Source organism: Pseudoalteromonas sp. SG45-3, assembly GCF_014164075.1.
Lineage (GTDB): Bacteria > Pseudomonadota > Gammaproteobacteria > Enterobacterales > Alteromonadaceae > Pseudoalteromonas > Pseudoalteromonas distincta.
The window spans coordinates 34,610-52,812 of sequence record NZ_JACJEN010000018.1 but is presented as its reverse complement, the minus strand read 5'-3'; the positions used below and the strand labels follow the sequence as shown (position 1 = coordinate 52,812).

Genomic DNA, 18,203 nt, shown 5'->3' with positions numbered 1-18,203 from the left:
TATGCTCAGTTTTATATTATGTTTATTTTTAGATTCACTATTAGCTATGCTTTTTTGTTTAATACTAAATGCACTAGCTGGCTTGATAATGTGGCGCAAAGTATTAGCAATTCACCCAAATGAGGGAATTATAATATTAGAACCAAAGTTATTTAGATTTGAGGGCGAGAGCTTAAAAATTCAGGGTGAAATAAGTAACAAAAGCCGATTTTATGGTAATAATATATGGCTTCATATTAAAGGTTTTAGTAACAACCATTGGCTTATAATTTCAGCCAATGGCGTTAATGAGCAAAGTTATGCGCGTCTAAAACGTGCCACTGTCGGCGCAATTAATTGCGTTTTGGAGTCAAAATAGTCGGCGTTGGGTTTTCACTTTGTTCAGGGTAATCAATAGTGTAATGCAAGCCTCTGCTTTCTTTTCGCTCCATAGCACTTCTAATAATAAGCTCTGATACTTGCACTAAATTACGAAGCTCAAGTAAGTTGTTACTTACTCTAAAGTTTGCATAGTAATCGTGTATTTCTTGCTGTAGCAACTCAACTCTATGCAGTGCTCGTTCTAAGCGTTTAGTAGAGCGTACAATACCTACATAATCCCACATAAATAAACGTAGTTCATGCCAGTTATGGGTAATAACAATTTCTTCATCTGAGTTACTAACACGGCTCTCATCCCAATGAGGAAGCGCTATCGGCTCTGGTGCATGTTCAATTTTACTTAAAATATCTTTAGCTGCAGCGTGGGCAAATACAATGCACTCTAATAGTGAATTACTTGCCATACGGTTTGCACCATGTAAGCCTGTGTAAGCAACTTCACCTACAGCATATAAATTATCGAGATCTGTTTTGCCGTTAAAGTCAGTCATTACACCACCACAGGTGTAATGCGCAGCAGGCACAACTGGGATTGCTTCTTTCGTTATATCGAGGCCTACACTTAAGCATTTTGCGTAAATAGTAGGAAAGTGCTCAATAATAAAGTCTTTATCTTTGTGGCTAATATCTAAATAAACACAGTTAGCGCCTAAGCGCTTCATTTCAAAATCGATTGCGCGTGCCACTATATCGCGTGGAGCAAGCTCTTCACGGCTGTCAAAGTCTTTCATGAACCGAGTTCCATCAGGGCGCTTTAAATAAGCCCCTTCACCGCGCATGGCTTCGGTAATTAAAAAATTTTGTAGCTCTGGATGATAAAGGCTTGTTGGATGAAATTGATTAAATTCCATGTTGGCAACTTTACAACCTGCACGCCAAGCCATTGCAATACCATCACCACTTGATACGTCTGGATTGGATGTATATAAATACACTTTACTTGCACCACCGGTTGCAAGAGCAACAAATTTAGCTGAAATGGTTTCTACCTTTTTAGCTTTTTTGTTCCACACATACATGCCTTCAATGTGTGAGCCTGTTTTTCCGGCGCTTTTATCTGTGATTAAATCTATGGCGTTGTATTGCTCTAAAAGCGTTATATTTTTATGAATTTTAACTTGGCTGATAAGTGTTGTTTGCACCGCTTTGCCTGTTGCATCGGCTGCATGCAATATACGGCGATGGCTGTGACCACCTTCACGTGTTAAATGAAAACGCTCTTTTCCTTTGCTATCAAACTCCATATCAAAGGGTACGCCTTGGTCGATTAACCACTGTAGGCAATCGTGAGCATTGCTGGCGGTATAATGAACAGCGTCTCTATCGCATAAACCGCCGCCTGCATCGAGTGTATCTTCAACATGAGATTCTATGCTGTCGTTTTGTTTATCAAATACAGCAGCTATACCGCCTTGGGCATACAAAGTAGAACCTTCGGTAAGCGCTCCTTTACTGATCACGGTAACGTTACAATAATTAGCTAGAGATAATGCAAGTGATAAGCCTGCTGCGCCGCTACCTATAATAGCGACATCTGCAATGTGATGTTTATTTTGGTTCATGTCAGAGGTACTTTGCGGTTACAATGCTCATATAGAGCAATATTTGTTTTTAATATCTGTAGTTGTATCATATTTGTCATACTACTACGTAGTGATTTTAAAGGCTTAGCGCCGTTATTATCATCTATTTTATAAAAAAATAATATTAAGCAGAACTTTTTATTCATAAAGAGGTCAGAGTATTTGTGAACAATGACGACAATATGAATAACAAGCAAAAATCAGACATAGGAGTACCGGCTCGAATGAGCGAGCAGGAATTAGATTTAGTGCTAGTAAAAAGGGTCCAGCAAGGAGATAAAAACGCCTTCAACCTATTAGTAAAGAAGTATCAAAACAAAATAGCAGGTTTGATCTCACGTTATGTATCTAACCAAGGCGATATTGCTGATGTAGCACAAGAAGCTTTTATTAAAGCTTACCGTGCACTTCCTAACTTTAGAGGTGACAGCGCCTTTTACACGTGGTTATACCGTATTGCCGTTAATTGTGCTAAAAATTACTTAGTAGCCCAGGGGCGTAAGCCGCCAGCAAATGATATAGACGCTGAAGATGCCGAGTTTTATGATTGTGCAGATTCAATGCGATCGAATGCATCTCCTGAAAACCTACTTTTAAGCGAAGAAGTACGCGCTGTTATTTTTAATACGATTGATAGTTTGCCTGAAGATCTTAAAACCGCAATCACCCTTAGAGAAATAGAAGGGATGAGCTATGAAGAAATAGCAGTGGTAATGGATTGCCCAGTCGGGACTGTGCGTTCGCGTATATTTCGTGCCCGTGAAGCAATAGATAACAAATTAAACCCATTAATAGGCGAGTCTTAGTATGACAAAAGCACACCTTAACAAGTTAGATAACGAAGCGTTATCGGCATTACTTGATGGCGAGCAACATCTAACTGATGCAAAAATTGCAGAGCAAGATGTAACTACGTTTGGCCGTTATGCGTTAATTGGTGATGCGATGCGTGCTCAAAAAAATAATAACGACATACATATTGATATTAGCGATCGCGTTGCATTAGCACTAGAAAGCGAGCCTGTTTATGCTGACTTTAGTCAGTCAAAAACACAGCCTCAAGCAATCACTGAAACAGTACAAGATAATAAAGTAGTCGCTTTTAATTGGCGCAAACCAGTTGCCCAATTAGCTATTGCAGCAAGTGTAGCGATGTTTGCTATTGTGGGCGTTAATACGCTTCCTCAAAGTAACAATGAGCAGCAAAGTGAAATTCCATTACTGCAAACCACACCGCTAGCAGGTATGGCCTCGCCAGTAAGTTATTCGTCTGAGCCTGCGCTTGAAAATGCTGAGCAAGGTTTACGTGAACTACAGCAACAGCGTATTGGTGCGTTAGTTCTTGAGCATCAACGCCAAGCACGAGTTGCGAATTCTTTAGAAACAGCGCAAACTAATACCAAAGCGTCTGAGGAAAAAAACTAATTAAATGAAAGTAATCACTTTTGTTCTGTCGTTGGTAGTAAGCTTCAATGCATTTGCCAACGACACAAATCCTGCCAAAGATTTATTACTCAAAATGGCTAATGCCGTTCACACCCGTAATTTTGACGCCTCGTTTGTGGTTGTCAAAGGTAAAACAATGGAACCCTACCGATGGGTGCATGCTTTACAAGGTGACACCGAACTTGAGCATTTAAGTTTACTTAACGGTGCTGGGCTTGAAATGGTCCGTATCGATAATCAAGTTACTTATTTTGAACCTCAGTCTGAACCATATTCTCTAAAAACAGATTCAATAGCAGGTCCAATCCCTGAAGTACTATTTAAAGATATAGATCGCTTAAGTGCGCACTATGATTTTGTACTAGGCGGCAAAGGGCGTATTGCAGGGCGCGCAGCGCAACTTGTTCGCATTGAATCTAAAGACGAGTATAAATATAATTATTGGATTTGGCTGGATATGGAATCGTCGTTGTTGCTAAAAGCCGCGTACGTTAACCATGAAGGTGAAGCCTTAGAGCAGTTACAGCTTACACATATTAGTGTGACAGAGCAGCCAGCCGGTATGCTAGTTGAAGTGCTCAATCGAAACTTTCCAACGCCTTTGCCAAACGATGCACTTATAAATGAAGATAGTACTGCCACTAATTGGAAAATTAGCTGGTTACCAGATGGCTTTGAGTTGCTAAAATCAGACAGACATAAGCTCGATTTAAATAACGAGTTAACTGATTATTACTTGTTCTCTGATGGTTTTGTTGAGGTTTCTGTATTTATTCAGCGCCCATTACCAGGTAAGCGTTTAAGTGGAGCACTCACTTCTGGTGCAACGACAGTATATGTGCATAATGGCGGTAATTTTGATGTTTCGGTTGTTGGTAATGTACCGAGTATGACCGCAAAAGCGATTGCAGAGTCAGTTACCCGCGCACTATAGACGATTCCGTAAGGATTGTTATGATTGAACAAACCCTCACTGTTGTGGCCCTCGATGGCCACATTGCTCATTTAGAAGCACAGCAAAAACAAGCTTGTGAAGGCTGCAATGGTCGTTGCGGCTCACAAGTGTTTAGTAAATTATTTGGCACTGCAAAAAAAACCTTTCCTTATAAATTTGAATCCTCTGTAGAAATAGGGCAAAAGGTCACTTTGTCACTAGATGATAGTCATGTTGTTAAGCATGCTTTTGCGGTTTACATGCTACCGCTCCTTTTGAGTCTTGTTTTTGCATTTGTTGCGGCGCAATTGTTTATAGCTTCCGAAGGCTGGCAGATTTTAGCTGCTGCTCTAGGTGGCGTTACTGGCTTTTTTATAGCTAAAACTCGCGTGAAATCTCTAAAGCACGATATAAAAGTTATAAAAATTCACCCAATTAGTATCCCTTTAACTCAAATAGATGGTGATTGACGCCAATTAAATGTAAAATTGCCGTTTTATACCAAAGTAACTTGGAAATACAGGGAACCGTGGTTTTTTAAATTATTTTATCTGGCTGAATTATTTAAGTTAAGTAAATATAACTTATTGTTATTCAATACATAAAATGGTTGTAACCCATCTTAAAAAGCGTAAGTACAGTTTGTTATATACAAATTTAGCTTATGGCATCCTAAAGCAAGTATTTTCAAGTCACTTAGGTATTCATATTTAGTCCATTAAAATAGAAGTATAGAATCCAGTTTATGAAGCATATCCGTAATTTTTCGATCATCGCCCATATTGACCATGGTAAATCGACCCTTTCAGATCGTTTGATCCAAGTTTGTGGCGGTTTAACCGACCGTGAAATGCAAAAACAAGTTTTGGATTCAATGGATATTGAGCGCGAACGTGGTATTACCATTAAAGCGCAAAGTGTAACGTTGAATTACAAAGCGAACGACGGCGAAACCTACCAACTTAATTTCATTGATACTCCAGGACACGTTGATTTTACGTATGAAGTTTCACGATCTTTAGCTGCTTGTGAAGGCGCGTTGCTTGTTGTTGATGCAGGCCAAGGCGTTGAAGCACAAACACTAGCTAACTGTTACACCGCTATTGAAATGGAATTAGAAGTAATTCCAGTACTTAATAAAATCGATTTACCGCAAGCGGATCCTTTACGTGTTGCAGAAGAAATTGAAGAGATTATTGGTATTGATGCCCTTGATGCAGTGCAGTGTAGCGCTAAAACAGGTGTAGGTATTGCCGAAGTTCTTGAAATGATTGTTAAAGATGTACCGCCGCCAGTAGGCGACAAAGATGCACCTTTACAAGCACTTATTATCGATTCTTGGTTTGACCCATACCAAGGCGTTGTATCACTAGTGCGTATTAAGCACGGTGAATTACGCACTGGCGACAAAATAAAAATAATGTCGAACGAGCATATACATACTGCCGACCAAGTAGGTGTGTTCACTCCTAAGCAAACCAACACCGGTATTTTAAGAACAGGTGAAGTAGGGTTTGTTATTGCTGGTATTAAAGAGATACATGGTGCGCCAGTAGGTGACACTATTACTCATCAAAAAAATGCAGCTCCACTTCGCTTACCTGGCTTTCAAAAAATTAAGCCTCAGGTTTATGCGGGTATGTTCCCAATTGCATCAGATGAGTATGAATCGTTCCGTGATGCACTTAATAAATTAAGCTTAAACGATGCGTCGTTATTCTTTGAACCAGAGAATTCAACTGCACTAGGCTTTGGTTTCCGCTGTGGCTTTTTAGGTATGCTACACATGGAAATCATTCAAGAGCGTTTAGAGCGTGAATACGATATTGATTTAATTACAACAGCACCTACGGTAATCTATGAGATAGTTACTAAAGAAGGTACATTTCAGATTGATAATCCATCTGATTTGCCTGCAGTAAACGATATTGTAGAGATTCGTGAGCCGATTGTTGAAGCTAATATTTTGGTACCACAAGAATACCTAGGTAACGTTATTACTTTGTGTATTGAAAAACGTGGTAGCCAAACAAAAATGACTTATCACGGAAAGCAAGTAGCTGTAACGTACGAGCTACCTATGGCTGAAGTGGTGATGGATTTCTTTGATAAATTAAAATCAACTAGCCGTGGTTTTGCGTCGCTTGATTATAACTTTAAACACTTTCAAACATCAGATATGGTGCGTGTTGATATTTTAATCAATGGTGAGCGCGTTGACGCACTTGCGATAATTGTTCACAGAGATGGTGCACAGTCTCGTGGTCGCCAGTTAGCTGATGCGTTAAAAGAGCTTATCCCACGTCAAATGTTTGATATAGCGATTCAAGCTGCTATCGGACAACATGTTATTGCCCGTACCACGGTAAAACAATTACGTAAAAACGTAATTGCTAAGTGTTACGGTGGTGATGTGAGCCGTAAGAAAAAGCTACTTAAAAAGCAAAAAGATGGTAAAAAACGTATGAAGCAAGTAGGTAATGTTGAAGTGCCTCAAGAAGCGTTTTTAGCTATTTTAAAAGTTGGCAAATAAAAACAAAGGATTATAAATGGCTGGTTATTTTTCAGTTTTATTGGTGTTATTAACTTTAGGCTCAGGCTTAATATGGTTAATAGATCACTTAATGTATGCACCTAAAAGACAGGAGCGCTTAGCGATAGCGCAAACGTCTGCTGGAGCTCCGTTAGATGAAGAAACTGCGGCATTAATTGCACCAGAACCAGTACTAACAGAAACAGCAAAGTCGATTTTCCCGATGATTGCAGCAATTACTATTTTTAGATCATTTATCTTTGAACCGTTTCAAATTCCATCCGGTTCAATGATGCCTACATTATTAGTAGGTGATTTTATTTTAGTACAAAAGTATTCATATGGAATAAAAGACCCTGTTTGGCGTACTCAATTAGTTGAGATTGGGCAGCCTGAGCGTGGTGATATTGTTGTTTTTAAATACCCTTTAGATGAAAATGTTGACTATATTAAACGTACAATTGGTTTACCTGGCGATAAAATTGTTTATCGCGATAAACGTTTATATATTCAGCCAAATTGTAAAGAAGGCGAAACCCAGCAGGGTGAGCTTTTATGTAATGAATTCAATAAAATTGATTTTAAACTAATTAATGATAACGAATTTAAACAAGGCCCAATGCCTCTAGCTCGTGTAAATGAAAATTTAACAACAGTTACGCATGATATATTAATCAACCCACAAGCGCCTGAGAGAAAAGGGCGTTACTACCAGCAACCGGGCACGCCTTCTGATGAATGGACTGTTCCTGCTGATCATTATTTTATGATGGGTGATAACCGCGACAACAGCCAAGATGGTCGCTTTTGGGGCTTTGTACCAAAAGAAAACTTGGTGGGTAAAGCTGTCTTTATATGGATGAGTTTTGAATTTGAGAATGGCCCTGATGATATTTTACCAGGATGGGTTCCAACTGGTGTTCGCTTTGAGCGCCTAGGTAATATTCAGTAACGATGAAAAAAAATGTAACAGAATTATATAAAAAAATTGGCTATGAATTTGCCGATCAAGGTTTACTTGAGCAAGCAATGACGCACCGCAGCCACAAAGGCCAGCATAATGAGCGACTAGAATTTTTAGGCGACTCTATTTTAAGCTTTGTGATTGCCAATGCACTTTATGCCAAATTTCCTAAAGCGCGTGAAGGCGATTTAAGCCGCATGCGCTCAACGCTTGTGCGTGGTCAGACACTTGCCGAGTTTGGTCTTGAATTTGGCCTAGGCGATTATTTACGCTTAGGGCCGGGCGAGCTTAAAAGTGGCGGATTCCGTCGCGAGTCAACGCTTGCTGATGCAGTAGAAGCTATTATTGGCGCTGCATTTTTAGATTCAGGTATTGATAGCTGTGGCGATCTTATATTGTCATGGTACGAATCACGATTAGATGCTATTTCACCAGGGCTTAACCAAAAAGATCCGAAGACCCTGCTGCAAGAGTATTTGCAAGCCCGTAAATTATCTTTACCGGGTTACACTGTGGTTGATACCAAAGGCCAAGCACACAATCAAACATTCACGGTCGAATGTATTGTTGATGGAATGGATAGCATAATTTCTGTAGGTAGCTCGCGCCGTAAAGCCGAACAAAAAGCTGCTGAAAAAGCATTGAAGATACTTAAAAATGAACCTTGATACCCTAATACAGCCTCATGAAGGTGATGTAGATACGTTTTGTGGAATGGTTGCTATTGTAGGGCGCCCGAACGTAGGTAAGTCGACTTTGCTTAATGAAATTATTGAGCAAAAAGTGAGTATTACCTCACGTAAACCACAAACCACGCGTCATCGTATTATGGGTATTCATACCGAAGGTAAACACCAAGCGGTATACATAGATACACCAGGTCTACACGTTGAAGAAAAACGTGCGATTAACCGTTTAATGAACCGTGCCGCGTCTAGTTCTATCGGCGATGTTGAGCTTATTATTTTTGTAGTTGAGGGCACTCATTGGAATGCCGATGACGACATGGTACTTAATAAAGTATCGCAAAGTGGTAAGCCGGTATTATTGGTTATTAATAAAATAGACCAAGTTAAAGACCGTGACCTTGTGTTGCCTCATATGAAGTGGTTAAGTGACAAGTTTGATTTTGTTGGAATTATGCCAGTATCGGCAACGCAAGGTAAAAATGTTGATTTAATCAAAGCAGAAGTAACTAAACGCTTACCTCCTTGCGAATTTTACTTTCCGGAAGATTATGTAACTGACCGTTCAATGCGCTTTATGGCAGCTGAAGTAATTCGTGAAAAACTAATGCGTTTTATGGGCGAAGAATTGCCGTATTCTGTAACTGTTGAAATTGAGCAGTTTAAATGGCAAGACAACGGTATTTGGCATATCAACGGGTTGATTCTTGTTGAGCGCGAAACACAAAAACGCATGGTTATTGGTAATAAAGGCGAAAAGCTAAAAACCATTGGTCGTGAAGCCCGTAAAGACATAGAAGAAATGCTTGATAACAAAGTATTCTTAGAGCTTTGGGTTAAAGTTAAGTCGGGTTGGGCTGACGATGAACGTGCACTAAGAAGCTTAGGTTACAGTGAAGACTAGACCAAGCAGTAGCTTAGTGAATGGATAGCGACTTCTACACCGCGTATTTATTACATCGGCGTCCTTATAGTGACTCCCAAGTAATGTTAGATATGCTTGTAGAAGGCGTTGGTCAGTTAAGAATGCTGGCCCGAATTAGTGGTCGCCAGGCCACTAAACATAAAGCACAACTTCAGCCGTTTCAGGCACTGCTTGTTAATTACAGTGGCAAGTACGATTTAAAATATATCAATAAGTTTGAACTGCATGGGAACTCGCACTTTTTAAAAGGTGATGAGCTTTATTGTGGTTTTTATTTAAATGAGCTTACAAATCGTATCGTTCCTGTTAACGAGCCAATTGAACAAGTATTTGAGCTATATAAAACTCATCTATCAAACCTAAACAGCGGGGCTAATTTACAAGAGGTGCTTCGCTCATACGAGTTTCAACTATTGGAATTACTCGGTTATGGCGTGGATTTTAGTTTTGACGCCAGTGGTGAACCAATAGATGAAAAGCAGACGTATAGTTATTTCCCCGAACTTGGTTTTTTAGTACAAGAAGATACACGTTCTGGATTTAGTGGCAAACAACTCAACGCCATAGCAAATCATGACTTTAGCCAAAATGATGTGCTATATATGGCAAAGCAATTAAGTCGCTATTTATTAAAACCCTTATTAGGTAGTAAACCATTAAAAAGCCGCGAGCTATTTATGGCCTCTCAATAAACGTAATTTTACAGGTAAGAAAATGAAAGATATTCTTTTGGGTGTAAACGTAGATCATATTGCAACACTTCGCCAAGCGCGTGGAACAAGCTATCCAGATCCAGCTCATGCAGCCAGTGTAGCAGAGCATGCAGGCGCAGACGGTATTACGATTCACTTACGTGAAGACAGACGCCATATTCAAGATCGCGACGTTTATGTAATGGCTAAAACCATTCAAACTCGTATGAATCTTGAAACCGCTGTTACCGATGAAATGATAAAAATCGCGCTTGAAGTAAAACCTGAGTACGTGTGTTTAGTACCTGAAAAGCGCGAAGAATTAACAACCGAAGGTGGCTTAGACGTAGCCGGTAATATAGATAAAATTAAAGCAGCAACAAAAACGCTTACCGAAGCGGGTATTAAAGTATCGCTATTTATTGATGCAGATAAAGCACAGTTAGATGCAGCCAAAGAATGTGGTGCTCCTTATGTAGAAATACACACAGGCGCGTACGCTGATGCCACAAATGATACTGATTTACACAAAGAGTTAGAGCACATTCGTGAAGGTGTTAAATACGCAGCAAGCTTAGGTTTGATTGTTAACGCTGGCCATGGTCTTCATTATCATAACGTGAAACCAATCGCTGCAATGCCTGAGATTTATGAGCTAAATATTGGTCACGCTATTATTGCTCGTGCAGCTATAGATGGGCTTGATAAAGCTGTACGTGACATGAAACGATTAATGATTGAAGCAAGAATGTAAGATAAGCAAACATAAGCATTTAAAAAGCTTAATTAAAAAACGCGGTAAATACCGCGTTTTTTTATCTAAAATTCAAAGCTTATCTTTGTAGTTCGGTCACACTTGCATCTGCAAGTAAGTTTTCAAGCTCATCTTGTAACTCAAATAATTCAGGTTCAATATTCTCTAACAAGCATTTATTTTTAAGCGATGTTTCGATTGTTTCTGCGAGTGATTTAAGTTTTGGTACACCAGTGTAACAACATGCACCATGAAATTTATGAACAATACTTAACACTTGCTGGCAATCGTTACTCTCTATTGCTTTAGCAAGTAATGTAAGGGTCTCAGGGACACTTAAAAGTAGCATGTTAAGCATCTCTAGCGCTAACTCGCTCTTTCCGCCAGCACGCTGCAGGGCTTGTGCCCAATCAATTCTACTACTTTGAAATGGTGCAGGACTTTGTGGTGTATCTGTCTTAGCTTTGTCACGATTAACAGGAGTCTGTGGACTATGGTCGCTAATAATTTGTTTAAGCATATCTTCATCAATAGGCTTAGTTAAATAGCCTTTAAAGCCATCTTTTAGTAGTTGCTCTTTTTCGCTTTGAAGGGCGTGTGCCGTTACAGCGATAATGGGTGTGTCTTCATTAAGTGATGATTCTTGTATAAGCTTACATGCGGTTATACCGTCCATAATTGGCATTTGTATATCCATAAAAATTATGTCGTATTTATGACTTTTACTTAAACTGTATGCCTGTGAACCATTATGAGCCGTTTCTATTACTTCAATCTGTTCACTTAACAAAGTATGGAGAAGTTTTAAATTAGCATCGTTATCATCAACAACCAATACTTTTAACGGCAGTAGAGCTTGATCGTTTTGTTCAATATTATGAGTCGGGTGGTCAAGTCTGTAAGGTGCTGCAAGTACTTCACATAACTTACGGTGATTAAGTGGCTTACTTAAACATGCATCAGCTCCGCTGCCTATAAAGGCTTCTCGCATATTGTGCGATACAGTATTAAGCATTAAATATAAGTAATCAGTAGATTCACGTACGGCTTTTACATAGCTTTTTAGTTGCTGCATATCATCAACTGATGCCATATGGCCAATTAAGCAAACGTCATATTTATGTTCAGTATTTTTTATAGCGTCTAAAAAGCTAGTTTCGTTAAAGCATGCCGTAACGTTTGATTCCCACTGGGTTAATAACGAAAGTACGGCATGGTGCGTATGCTCATGTGGCTCTAAATATAAGATACGCTTACCAATGAGCGATTTAGTCGGTAAGTCATTTGTAAATACGTGATTTGGCAAACTAAACACACTATTGAATGTAAAGCAGGTACCGTTACCAGGCGCAGAATTTAACGTTATACGACCACTCATTGCTTCAACAATATGCTTGGTAATAATAAGACCAAGGCCTGTACCACCAAACTTACGTGTAATGCTTGAGTCTGCTTGCCCAAATGGAGTGAATAAAGAGTCTTGCTTATCCATAGGTATACCCACGCCAGTATCTGTTACTGACACAAGTAAAGAAGTGCGTTCGTCGTCGAGTAACCGATGGCTTATGTCGACCTTAATAGAGCCTTTTTCGGTAAATTTAATCGCATTACTTAACAGGTTTATTAAGACTTGTTTAAAGCGAGTGGGATCGCCTGTTAAGTCATCCGGTACTTGTTGGTTAATGTAAATGGATAGCTCTAATTGCTTATCGTGTGCGCTAGGAGCGAGTAGTGTCATTACTTCATTTACAGCATCACGAAGTTGAAACTGTATCGACTCAAGCTCCATTGCCCCCGCTTCTAGTTTGGAGAAGTCTAGAATGTCGCTAATAATAGTCATTAAACTATTTGCTGAGAGCATAATAGTGTCGAGGTAATCTTTTTGATGTTTATTCAGCGGTGTTTTATAAAGCTGACGTGTAAATCCAATAACACCGTTCAACGGAGTACGAAGCTCATGACTCATTTTAGCTAAAAAGTCTGATTTTACACGGTTAGCATCTTGCGCTTCTTTTTTAGCAAACGAGAGCTCTATATTTGACGTTTCGTATTGCTCTAGTGTTTCGCGGTAGTCACTCGTTGCTTGATCAATATTTTTTTGCATTTCATCTTTTTGCATCACCATAGTGTGAGCAATGGTGTTTAAGCCTTCGCGAAGTAACTCAAACTCACCAATCATGTTGTCGTTAAGGCCAGTACTTCTTTTACCTTCAACCAACTTGTCGGTTGCAAGTACTAACTTATTAAGCGGCGTCATAAACATGCGGCTTAACCTTAAAGCTAAAATAGCTGCAAACACCAATGATAAAATAATCACAATACCGCTAATTAATAAAGCTCGTTGTTGCCCTATAACAGCTTGGTCTTTGTTTAGCTGTATAATAACGGTGCCCAGAGATGACTGAAAAGCCGACGGGTCCCATTTAGAATCGTGACTTGTATGGTTAATAATGGGGGTGAAAAATGTAACAAGCTCATCTGACTTTTGCACATGGGTGGTTTTTAAATTTATGAGCGTTTTTTGATTAATTAACTTTTCAAATGAGCGGTGATAATTACTGGTCATTAATAGCGCATTATTTTTATCAAAAATTGCAATCGACTTAATTGTAGGAGAGTGCTTGTTATGTGTGTAGCTTATAAGGCGATTCAATAGCTGTTTGTTTTTTTCGAGCATGGGTTGCTCAAGCGCAATAGCAAGGGGCTCAGAAATAGTAGTGCCTTGCTGATATAAAATTTCATCAAGCTCAATGTAACGATTTATTGTAAAATAGCCACCAAGTAGTAATCCTATGATCACCGTTGGGATCAGGGTCAGTGTTAAAACAGAATCGCGTAAGCCTAATTTGGTCATAATGAGAGCGTTTTATCGTTATTAGTATGACTTGAGTATATACGGTTCAACACGCATTCTAAAGCATCTAAATATAGGTGCTTCATAAATAAAGTTAAGGTAATGCCTAATGGCGCAAATTTTTAAAGCGAAAAAAAAACCGTTAAAGCAACAAACACTAGAATTGACTATAACGGGAATGGATCATCAAGGGCGTGGCATTGCTAAACATAACAATAAAGTATGTTTTGTAAGCGGTGCATTACCAAACGAAACAGTCAAAGCAACACTCGTCGAAGATAAAGCTAAATACGGTAGTGCAAAAGTAACTAAAGTTATTCAAGCGAGTGAATCAAGAGTAGATGCTTTTTGTGAGCACTATAATCAGTGTGGTGGTTGCCAATTACAGCATTTAGAAGTAAGCCAACAAGTTGTAGAAAAACAAACTGCAGTTACTCAGTTATTTAGTAAGTTTGCTAAATTAAACAGCTTAAACTGGCAAACCCCATTATTAAGTAAACCTGTGCATTACAGACGCAGCGCTCGTATAGCTGTTATGTTTGATAAAGCAGCTAAAAAAATGCGCGTGGGTTACAGAGCAAGTGGCTCAAAAAATATTGTGAGTATTAATAAATGTGCAGTACTTGATGAAGTATTTACAGATGTTTTCACACTTTTTGATGATTTAATTAATCAACACAAAGCACTGCACAGTATAAGCCATTTACAGTTATGCCAAAGTGATAAACAAAACTTTGTTGTTATTCGTCACACTAAAGCAATTAATGATGATACAAAGGCTTTGGTTGAGCACATAACAAAAAGCCAGCAGTTTAAAATTGTATGGCAAAGCGAGAGCGATGCAATAGAACATTCACACTTAGCCATGCCATTTTATTATCTTAAAGAATTTGATCTAAAATTTGAATTTGGTTTAGGTAATTTTATTCAGGTAAATGCGCAAGTTAACGAAGCTATGTTAAAGCAAGCTGCAAATTGGCTTGATTTAAAAGGTGATGAAAATTTATTGGATTTATTTTGTGGTATTGGTAATTTCTCATTAGTGTTAGCAAAACAAGCAAAATCTGTAATTGGTGTAGAAGGTGTGACTTCAGCGGTTGCAATGGCTGCTCAAAATGCGCAAACTAACTCTATTACCAATGCGCAGTTTCATTGCTTTGATTTAACCCAAAGCATACAGAGCGCCCCATGGTTTAGCAAAAACTTAGATGTGCTTGTACTCGATCCTTCGAGGACTGGTGCTATGGCTGTATTAGAGGAATTACCTTTAAAGCAGTTTAAAACTATTTTATATGTCTCTTGTGACCCTGTTACTTTAGCCCGTGACAGCGCAATTATTTCACAAGCTGGCTTTGATCTTAATAAAATTGGGCTAATGAATATGTTTCCTCATACAGGGCATATTGAAACTATGGCGTTATTTCAACGGAGGTAGAACGCATTATGGTAGCTACACGACAATCACATCAACAAGATGAGACAACAGATTTTAGCACTCGGCTTTCATTTCTTGCCTTGTCTGAAGAAAAAACAGAGCTACTTACTAAAGCCCAAGCGCTCTGCGTAAAATGTGATAGTGAAAGCAGGCAAACTACTGCAATCGAAATGGTTGAAATTTTAGCTGAGCTAAATCTCGACCCCGAATCGTTAGCTACTGCGTATTTAACCCCGTATTTTTTAAACGACTTAATATCGCTTGAAACCATCGAAGAGCAGCTTGGGAATAACATAGCCATGCTGTTAACTGGGGTTGCACAAATGGCCACTATTAGTACTTTATCGCATCAAGGTAAAGGCACTATGCAAGTTGATAATATTCGAAAAATGTTATTAACCATGGTTGAAGATGTGCGCGCCGTGGTCATTAAGCTTGCCGAGCAGGTATGTCATTTACGCAATGTAAAAAATGCGGATGAAGAAGACCGCGTCATTGCCGCTAAAGAAACGGCTGATATTTTTGCACCATTGGCAAACAGATTAGGAATAGGGCAATTAAAATGGGAACTGGAAGATTTATCGTTTAGATATTTGCACCCAGGCACCTATAAAAGCATAGCCAAACAACTTGACGACAAACGTCTTACACGCGAAGCCTACATGGAAGATATGGTTGAGCAAGTAAAAAATCGTTTAAGTGAAGCGGGCATAGAGGCCCAGGTTTATGGCCGTCCTAAGCACATTTACAGCATTTATAAAAAAATGCAGCAAAAAAACTACGAGTTTGATCAGCTTTTTGATATTCGGGCAATGCGTATCGTCGTTGAACGATTGCAAGACTGCTACGGTGCGCTGGGCATTGTGCACACCAATTGGCGTCATCTTAATAAAGAGTTTGACGACTATGTAGCAACCCCAAAACAAAACGGCTATCAGTCAATTCATACCGTGGTATTTGGACCTGAAGGTAAAACGGTAGAGATACAAATTCGTACCAGCGACATGCATCAAGATGCTGAGTTAGGGGTGGCTGCACACTGGATGTACAAAGAAGGTGCATTACCAGGGCGCGGCTCGGGTTATGAGCAAAAAATCAGCTGGTTGCGTAAGCTACTCCAATGGCAAGAAGAAGTGGTTGATGGTGGCGATTTAGCAGAAGAGCTTAAAAACCAAGTAGTAGAAGATCGCGTATACATATTTACCCCAAGCGGCGATATTATCGATTTACCACTTGGCGCTACACCGCTTGATTTTGCTTACTACATTCACTCAAATGTGGGGCATCGTTGTATTGGTGCAAAAATATTCGGCAAAATAGTGCCGTTTACGCATCAACTTACAACAGGGGATCAGGTAGAAATACTCACCCAAAAACAACCAAATCCAAGTCGTGATTGGTTAAACCCGTCATTAGGATACATTAAGTCATCCCGTGCTAGAGCTAAAATCCACCACTGGTTTAAACAGCTCGACCGCGACAAAAACTTAAGTGCGGGGAAAGAAATTCTCGACAGTGAATTACAAAAGCTCAATTTAACATATAAAGATTTAGAGCCAGCCATTAAGCGTTTTAACTTTAAAGAGCTGGATGACTTAATGGTTGCGATTGGTGCGGGCGATGTTCGCCTCAATCAAATGCTTAACTTTGTAAGTGATCGGACAGAAGATGAGCCGGTTATTCGCATTAAAGCACCAAGTAAAGTAACTGGTGATAAAAACGGCATTGTGGTTGATGGTGTTGGCAGCTTAATGAGCCATGTAGCCAAGTGCTGTCGCCCAGTACCTGGCGATGAAATAATAGGTTATATAACCCAAGGTCGAGGAATAGGTGTTCATAAGGAAGACTGTGATTCGTTTAATAACTTAAAAAACCAGCATCCTGAGCGTGTTATTTCGGTAAGTTGGTCAGATGATATTAACGGCTCGTACGCACTAAGTATTAAAATAGAAGCCACCGATCGTTCAGGGTTGATACGCGATATAAGCTCAGTACTTGCTAATGAAAAAGTAAATGTTTTAAACATGAACGTAAATACGGTTGAAGATAATCAGTTAGCTATATTTACAATGCAAATAGAAGTACATGACTTATCGGGTACTAACCGTGTTCTTTCTAAATTACACCAAATTGAAGGTGTACATGATGCCAAGCGTGGTCATTAATCATGAATGATAATACAGCGCTTACACAACTTCTTAGCATAATGAAAACACTGCGAGATCCCAAGGGCGGTTGTCCGTGGGATCTCAAGCAAAATTTTAAATCTATTGTGCCGCATACGCTAGAAGAAGCGTACGAAGTTGCCGACTGTATTGAATCAGGCAACTTAGATGAGCTTAAAGGTGAATTGGGTGATTTGCTATTTCAAATAGTTTTTTATGCGCAACTTGCACAAGAGCAAAATCTATTTGATTTTAATGATCTAGTAGAGCAATTAAACGATAAGCTTACCCGTCGTCACCCGCATGTGTTTGGTGAAAAAAAAGAGCTAACAGACGATCAATTATCGCAGCAGTGGCAAGCAATCAAAGCACAGGAGCGAAGTGCTAGAGCGCAAACCGAACCCCCTTCTTTTTGGCAAGATATTCCTGGCAGTATGCCAAGCTTAAGTAAAGCCAAAAAAATTCAACAACGCGTGGCTTCCCTTGGCTTTGATTGGCCAACGTATCATGGTGCACTAGATAAAGTGAGTGAAGAAGTGCTTGAAGTAAAAGAAGCGATTGAGCAAGACCCGTTATCTGATCATACAGCGGAAGAGCTCGGCGACTTACTTTTTGCCACTGTTAATGTTGTACGCCATGTTAAACGAGATCCCGAACAACTGCTTCGTAGCGCTAATGATAAGTTTTCAGCGCGTTTTGAAAAGGTAAATGCTTATTTGCATGCGCAAGGTAAAAGCTTAGATACAGCAACCTCTGAAGAGATGGATAGTGCGTGGGATGCGATTAAAAAAGTAAAATAGGCTTAATGTTAAATAGTGCACGTTTTTTGTGCGCGTATTAGCTAATTTTAG

General features: G+C 39.4%; 16 protein-coding genes. 14 read left to right on the top strand and 2 right to left on the bottom strand.

Going from position 1 to position 18,203, the window contains the following annotated elements:
* Position 1 precedes the first annotated feature (1 nt).
* A complete protein-coding gene (locus H5126_RS21560) occupies positions 2–358 on the top strand; it encodes a hypothetical protein (protein ID WP_024597157.1) in 357 nt (118 codons plus the stop codon).
* On the opposite strand, the gene nadB is transcribed toward H5126_RS21560, so the two are convergent.
* The gene (nadB, locus tag H5126_RS17075) at positions 333–1,943 is read right to left on the bottom strand and encodes an L-aspartate oxidase (protein WP_154903488.1); all 1,611 of its coding nucleotides are present in this window, start codon (positions 1,941–1,943) and stop codon (positions 333–335) included. The two genes, H5126_RS21560 and nadB, sit on opposite strands and share 26 nt — an antisense overlap.
* A 245-nt stretch (positions 1,944–2,188) precedes the next feature.
* Between nadB and rpoE the strand changes: the two genes are divergently transcribed.
* The 10 genes from rpoE (at position 2,189) to pdxJ (ending at position 10,898) form a co-directional block, all read left to right on the top strand.
* Positions 2,189–2,770, top strand: coding sequence for an RNA polymerase sigma factor RpoE (rpoE, locus tag H5126_RS17070; RefSeq protein ID WP_002958721.1), 582 nt, complete (start codon positions 2,189–2,191; stop codon positions 2,768–2,770).
* A gap of 1 nt (position 2,771) precedes the next feature.
* A complete protein-coding gene (locus tag H5126_RS17065) occupies positions 2,772–3,389 on the top strand; it encodes a sigma-E factor negative regulatory protein (protein WP_002958720.1) in 618 nt (205 codons plus the stop codon).
* A gap of 4 nt (positions 3,390–3,393) precedes the next feature.
* Complete coding sequence (locus H5126_RS17060) at positions 3,394–4,344, top strand: MucB/RseB C-terminal domain-containing protein (RefSeq protein ID WP_002958719.1); 951 nt, start codon at positions 3,394–3,396, stop codon at positions 4,342–4,344.
* 20 nt (positions 4,345–4,364) lie between these two features.
* Positions 4,365–4,814, top strand: coding sequence for a SoxR reducing system RseC family protein (locus tag H5126_RS17055; RefSeq protein ID WP_024594973.1), 450 nt, complete (start codon positions 4,365–4,367; stop codon positions 4,812–4,814).
* 275 nt (positions 4,815–5,089) lie between these two features.
* The gene (gene lepA, locus H5126_RS17050) at positions 5,090–6,877 is read left to right on the top strand and encodes a translation elongation factor 4 (RefSeq protein ID WP_002958717.1); all 1,788 of its coding nucleotides are present in this window, start codon (positions 5,090–5,092) and stop codon (positions 6,875–6,877) included.
* 16 nt (positions 6,878–6,893) lie between these two features.
* Positions 6,894–7,829 (top strand): signal peptidase I, encoded by a 936-nt coding sequence (gene lepB, locus H5126_RS17045; protein ID WP_182711521.1) that lies wholly within the window; start codon positions 6,894–6,896, stop codon positions 7,827–7,829.
* Positions 7,830–7,831: 2 nt separating this feature from the next.
* A complete protein-coding gene (rnc, locus tag H5126_RS17040) occupies positions 7,832–8,509 on the top strand; it encodes a ribonuclease III (protein ID WP_002958715.1) in 678 nt (225 codons plus the stop codon).
* On the top strand, positions 8,499–9,431 hold the full coding sequence (gene era, locus H5126_RS17035; protein WP_002958714.1) for a GTPase Era: 933 nt from the start codon (positions 8,499–8,501) through the stop codon (positions 9,429–9,431). The genes rnc and era overlap by 11 nt, the downstream gene beginning before the upstream one ends.
* Before the next feature lie 20 nt (positions 9,432–9,451).
* Entirely contained in the window at positions 9,452–10,144 is a 693-nt protein-coding gene (gene recO, locus H5126_RS17030) for a DNA repair protein RecO (protein ID WP_002958713.1), read from the top strand.
* 22 nt (positions 10,145–10,166) lie between these two features.
* Complete coding sequence (gene pdxJ / locus H5126_RS17025) at positions 10,167–10,898, top strand: pyridoxine 5'-phosphate synthase (RefSeq protein WP_002958712.1); 732 nt, start codon at positions 10,167–10,169, stop codon at positions 10,896–10,898.
* Between the two features lie 79 nt (positions 10,899–10,977).
* Here pdxJ and barA read toward each other — a convergent pair whose 3' ends face one another.
* Complete coding sequence (gene barA / locus H5126_RS17020) at positions 10,978–13,752, bottom strand: two-component sensor histidine kinase BarA (RefSeq protein ID WP_182720286.1); 2,775 nt, start codon at positions 13,750–13,752, stop codon at positions 10,978–10,980.
* A gap of 109 nt (positions 13,753–13,861) precedes the next feature.
* Here barA and rlmD point away from each other — a divergent pair, with 109 nt between their 5' ends.
* From rlmD to mazG, 3 genes are read left to right on the top strand one after another with little or no spacing between them, the layout of a single operon-like run.
* Positions 13,862–15,187: a 23S rRNA (uracil(1939)-C(5))-methyltransferase RlmD gene (gene rlmD / locus H5126_RS17015; RefSeq protein WP_182720287.1), complete on the top strand. Its 1,326-nt coding sequence runs from the start codon at positions 13,862–13,864 to the stop codon at positions 15,185–15,187.
* Positions 15,188–15,195: 8 nt separating this feature from the next.
* Positions 15,196–17,352 (top strand): GTP diphosphokinase, encoded by a 2,157-nt coding sequence (gene relA / locus H5126_RS17010; protein ID WP_024594977.1) that lies wholly within the window; start codon positions 15,196–15,198, stop codon positions 17,350–17,352.
* Positions 17,353–17,354: 2 nt separating this feature from the next.
* Positions 17,355–18,152, top strand: coding sequence for a nucleoside triphosphate pyrophosphohydrolase (mazG, locus tag H5126_RS17005; RefSeq protein WP_182720288.1), 798 nt, complete (start codon positions 17,355–17,357; stop codon positions 18,150–18,152).
* Positions 18,153–18,203: the final 51 nt, after the last annotated feature.

Coding starts and splice junctions, on each gene's coding strand:
- H5126_RS21560 (WP_024597157.1), top strand. CDS start 2: ATGCTCAGTTTTATATTATGTTTATTTTTAGATTCACTATTAGCTATG.
- nadB (WP_154903488.1), bottom strand. CDS start 1,943: ATGAACCAAAATAAACATCACATTGCAGATGTCGCTATTATAGGTAGC.
- rpoE (WP_002958721.1), top strand. CDS start 2,189: ATGAGCGAGCAGGAATTAGATTTAGTGCTAGTAAAAAGGGTCCAGCAA.
- H5126_RS17065 (WP_002958720.1), top strand. CDS start 2,772: ATGACAAAAGCACACCTTAACAAGTTAGATAACGAAGCGTTATCGGCA.
- H5126_RS17060 (WP_002958719.1), top strand. CDS start 3,394: ATGAAAGTAATCACTTTTGTTCTGTCGTTGGTAGTAAGCTTCAATGCA.
- H5126_RS17055 (WP_024594973.1), top strand. CDS start 4,365: ATGATTGAACAAACCCTCACTGTTGTGGCCCTCGATGGCCACATTGCT.
- lepA (WP_002958717.1), top strand. CDS start 5,090: ATGAAGCATATCCGTAATTTTTCGATCATCGCCCATATTGACCATGGT.
- lepB (WP_182711521.1), top strand. CDS start 6,894: ATGGCTGGTTATTTTTCAGTTTTATTGGTGTTATTAACTTTAGGCTCA.
- rnc (WP_002958715.1), top strand. CDS start 7,832: ATGAAAAAAAATGTAACAGAATTATATAAAAAAATTGGCTATGAATTT.
- era (WP_002958714.1), top strand. CDS start 8,499: ATGAACCTTGATACCCTAATACAGCCTCATGAAGGTGATGTAGATACG.
- recO (WP_002958713.1), top strand. CDS start 9,452: ATGGATAGCGACTTCTACACCGCGTATTTATTACATCGGCGTCCTTAT.
- pdxJ (WP_002958712.1), top strand. CDS start 10,167: ATGAAAGATATTCTTTTGGGTGTAAACGTAGATCATATTGCAACACTT.
- barA (WP_182720286.1), bottom strand. CDS start 13,752: ATGACCAAATTAGGCTTACGCGATTCTGTTTTAACACTGACCCTGATC.
- rlmD (WP_182720287.1), top strand. CDS start 13,862: ATGGCGCAAATTTTTAAAGCGAAAAAAAAACCGTTAAAGCAACAAACA.
- relA (WP_024594977.1), top strand. CDS start 15,196: ATGGTAGCTACACGACAATCACATCAACAAGATGAGACAACAGATTTT.
- mazG (WP_182720288.1), top strand. CDS start 17,355: ATGAATGATAATACAGCGCTTACACAACTTCTTAGCATAATGAAAACA.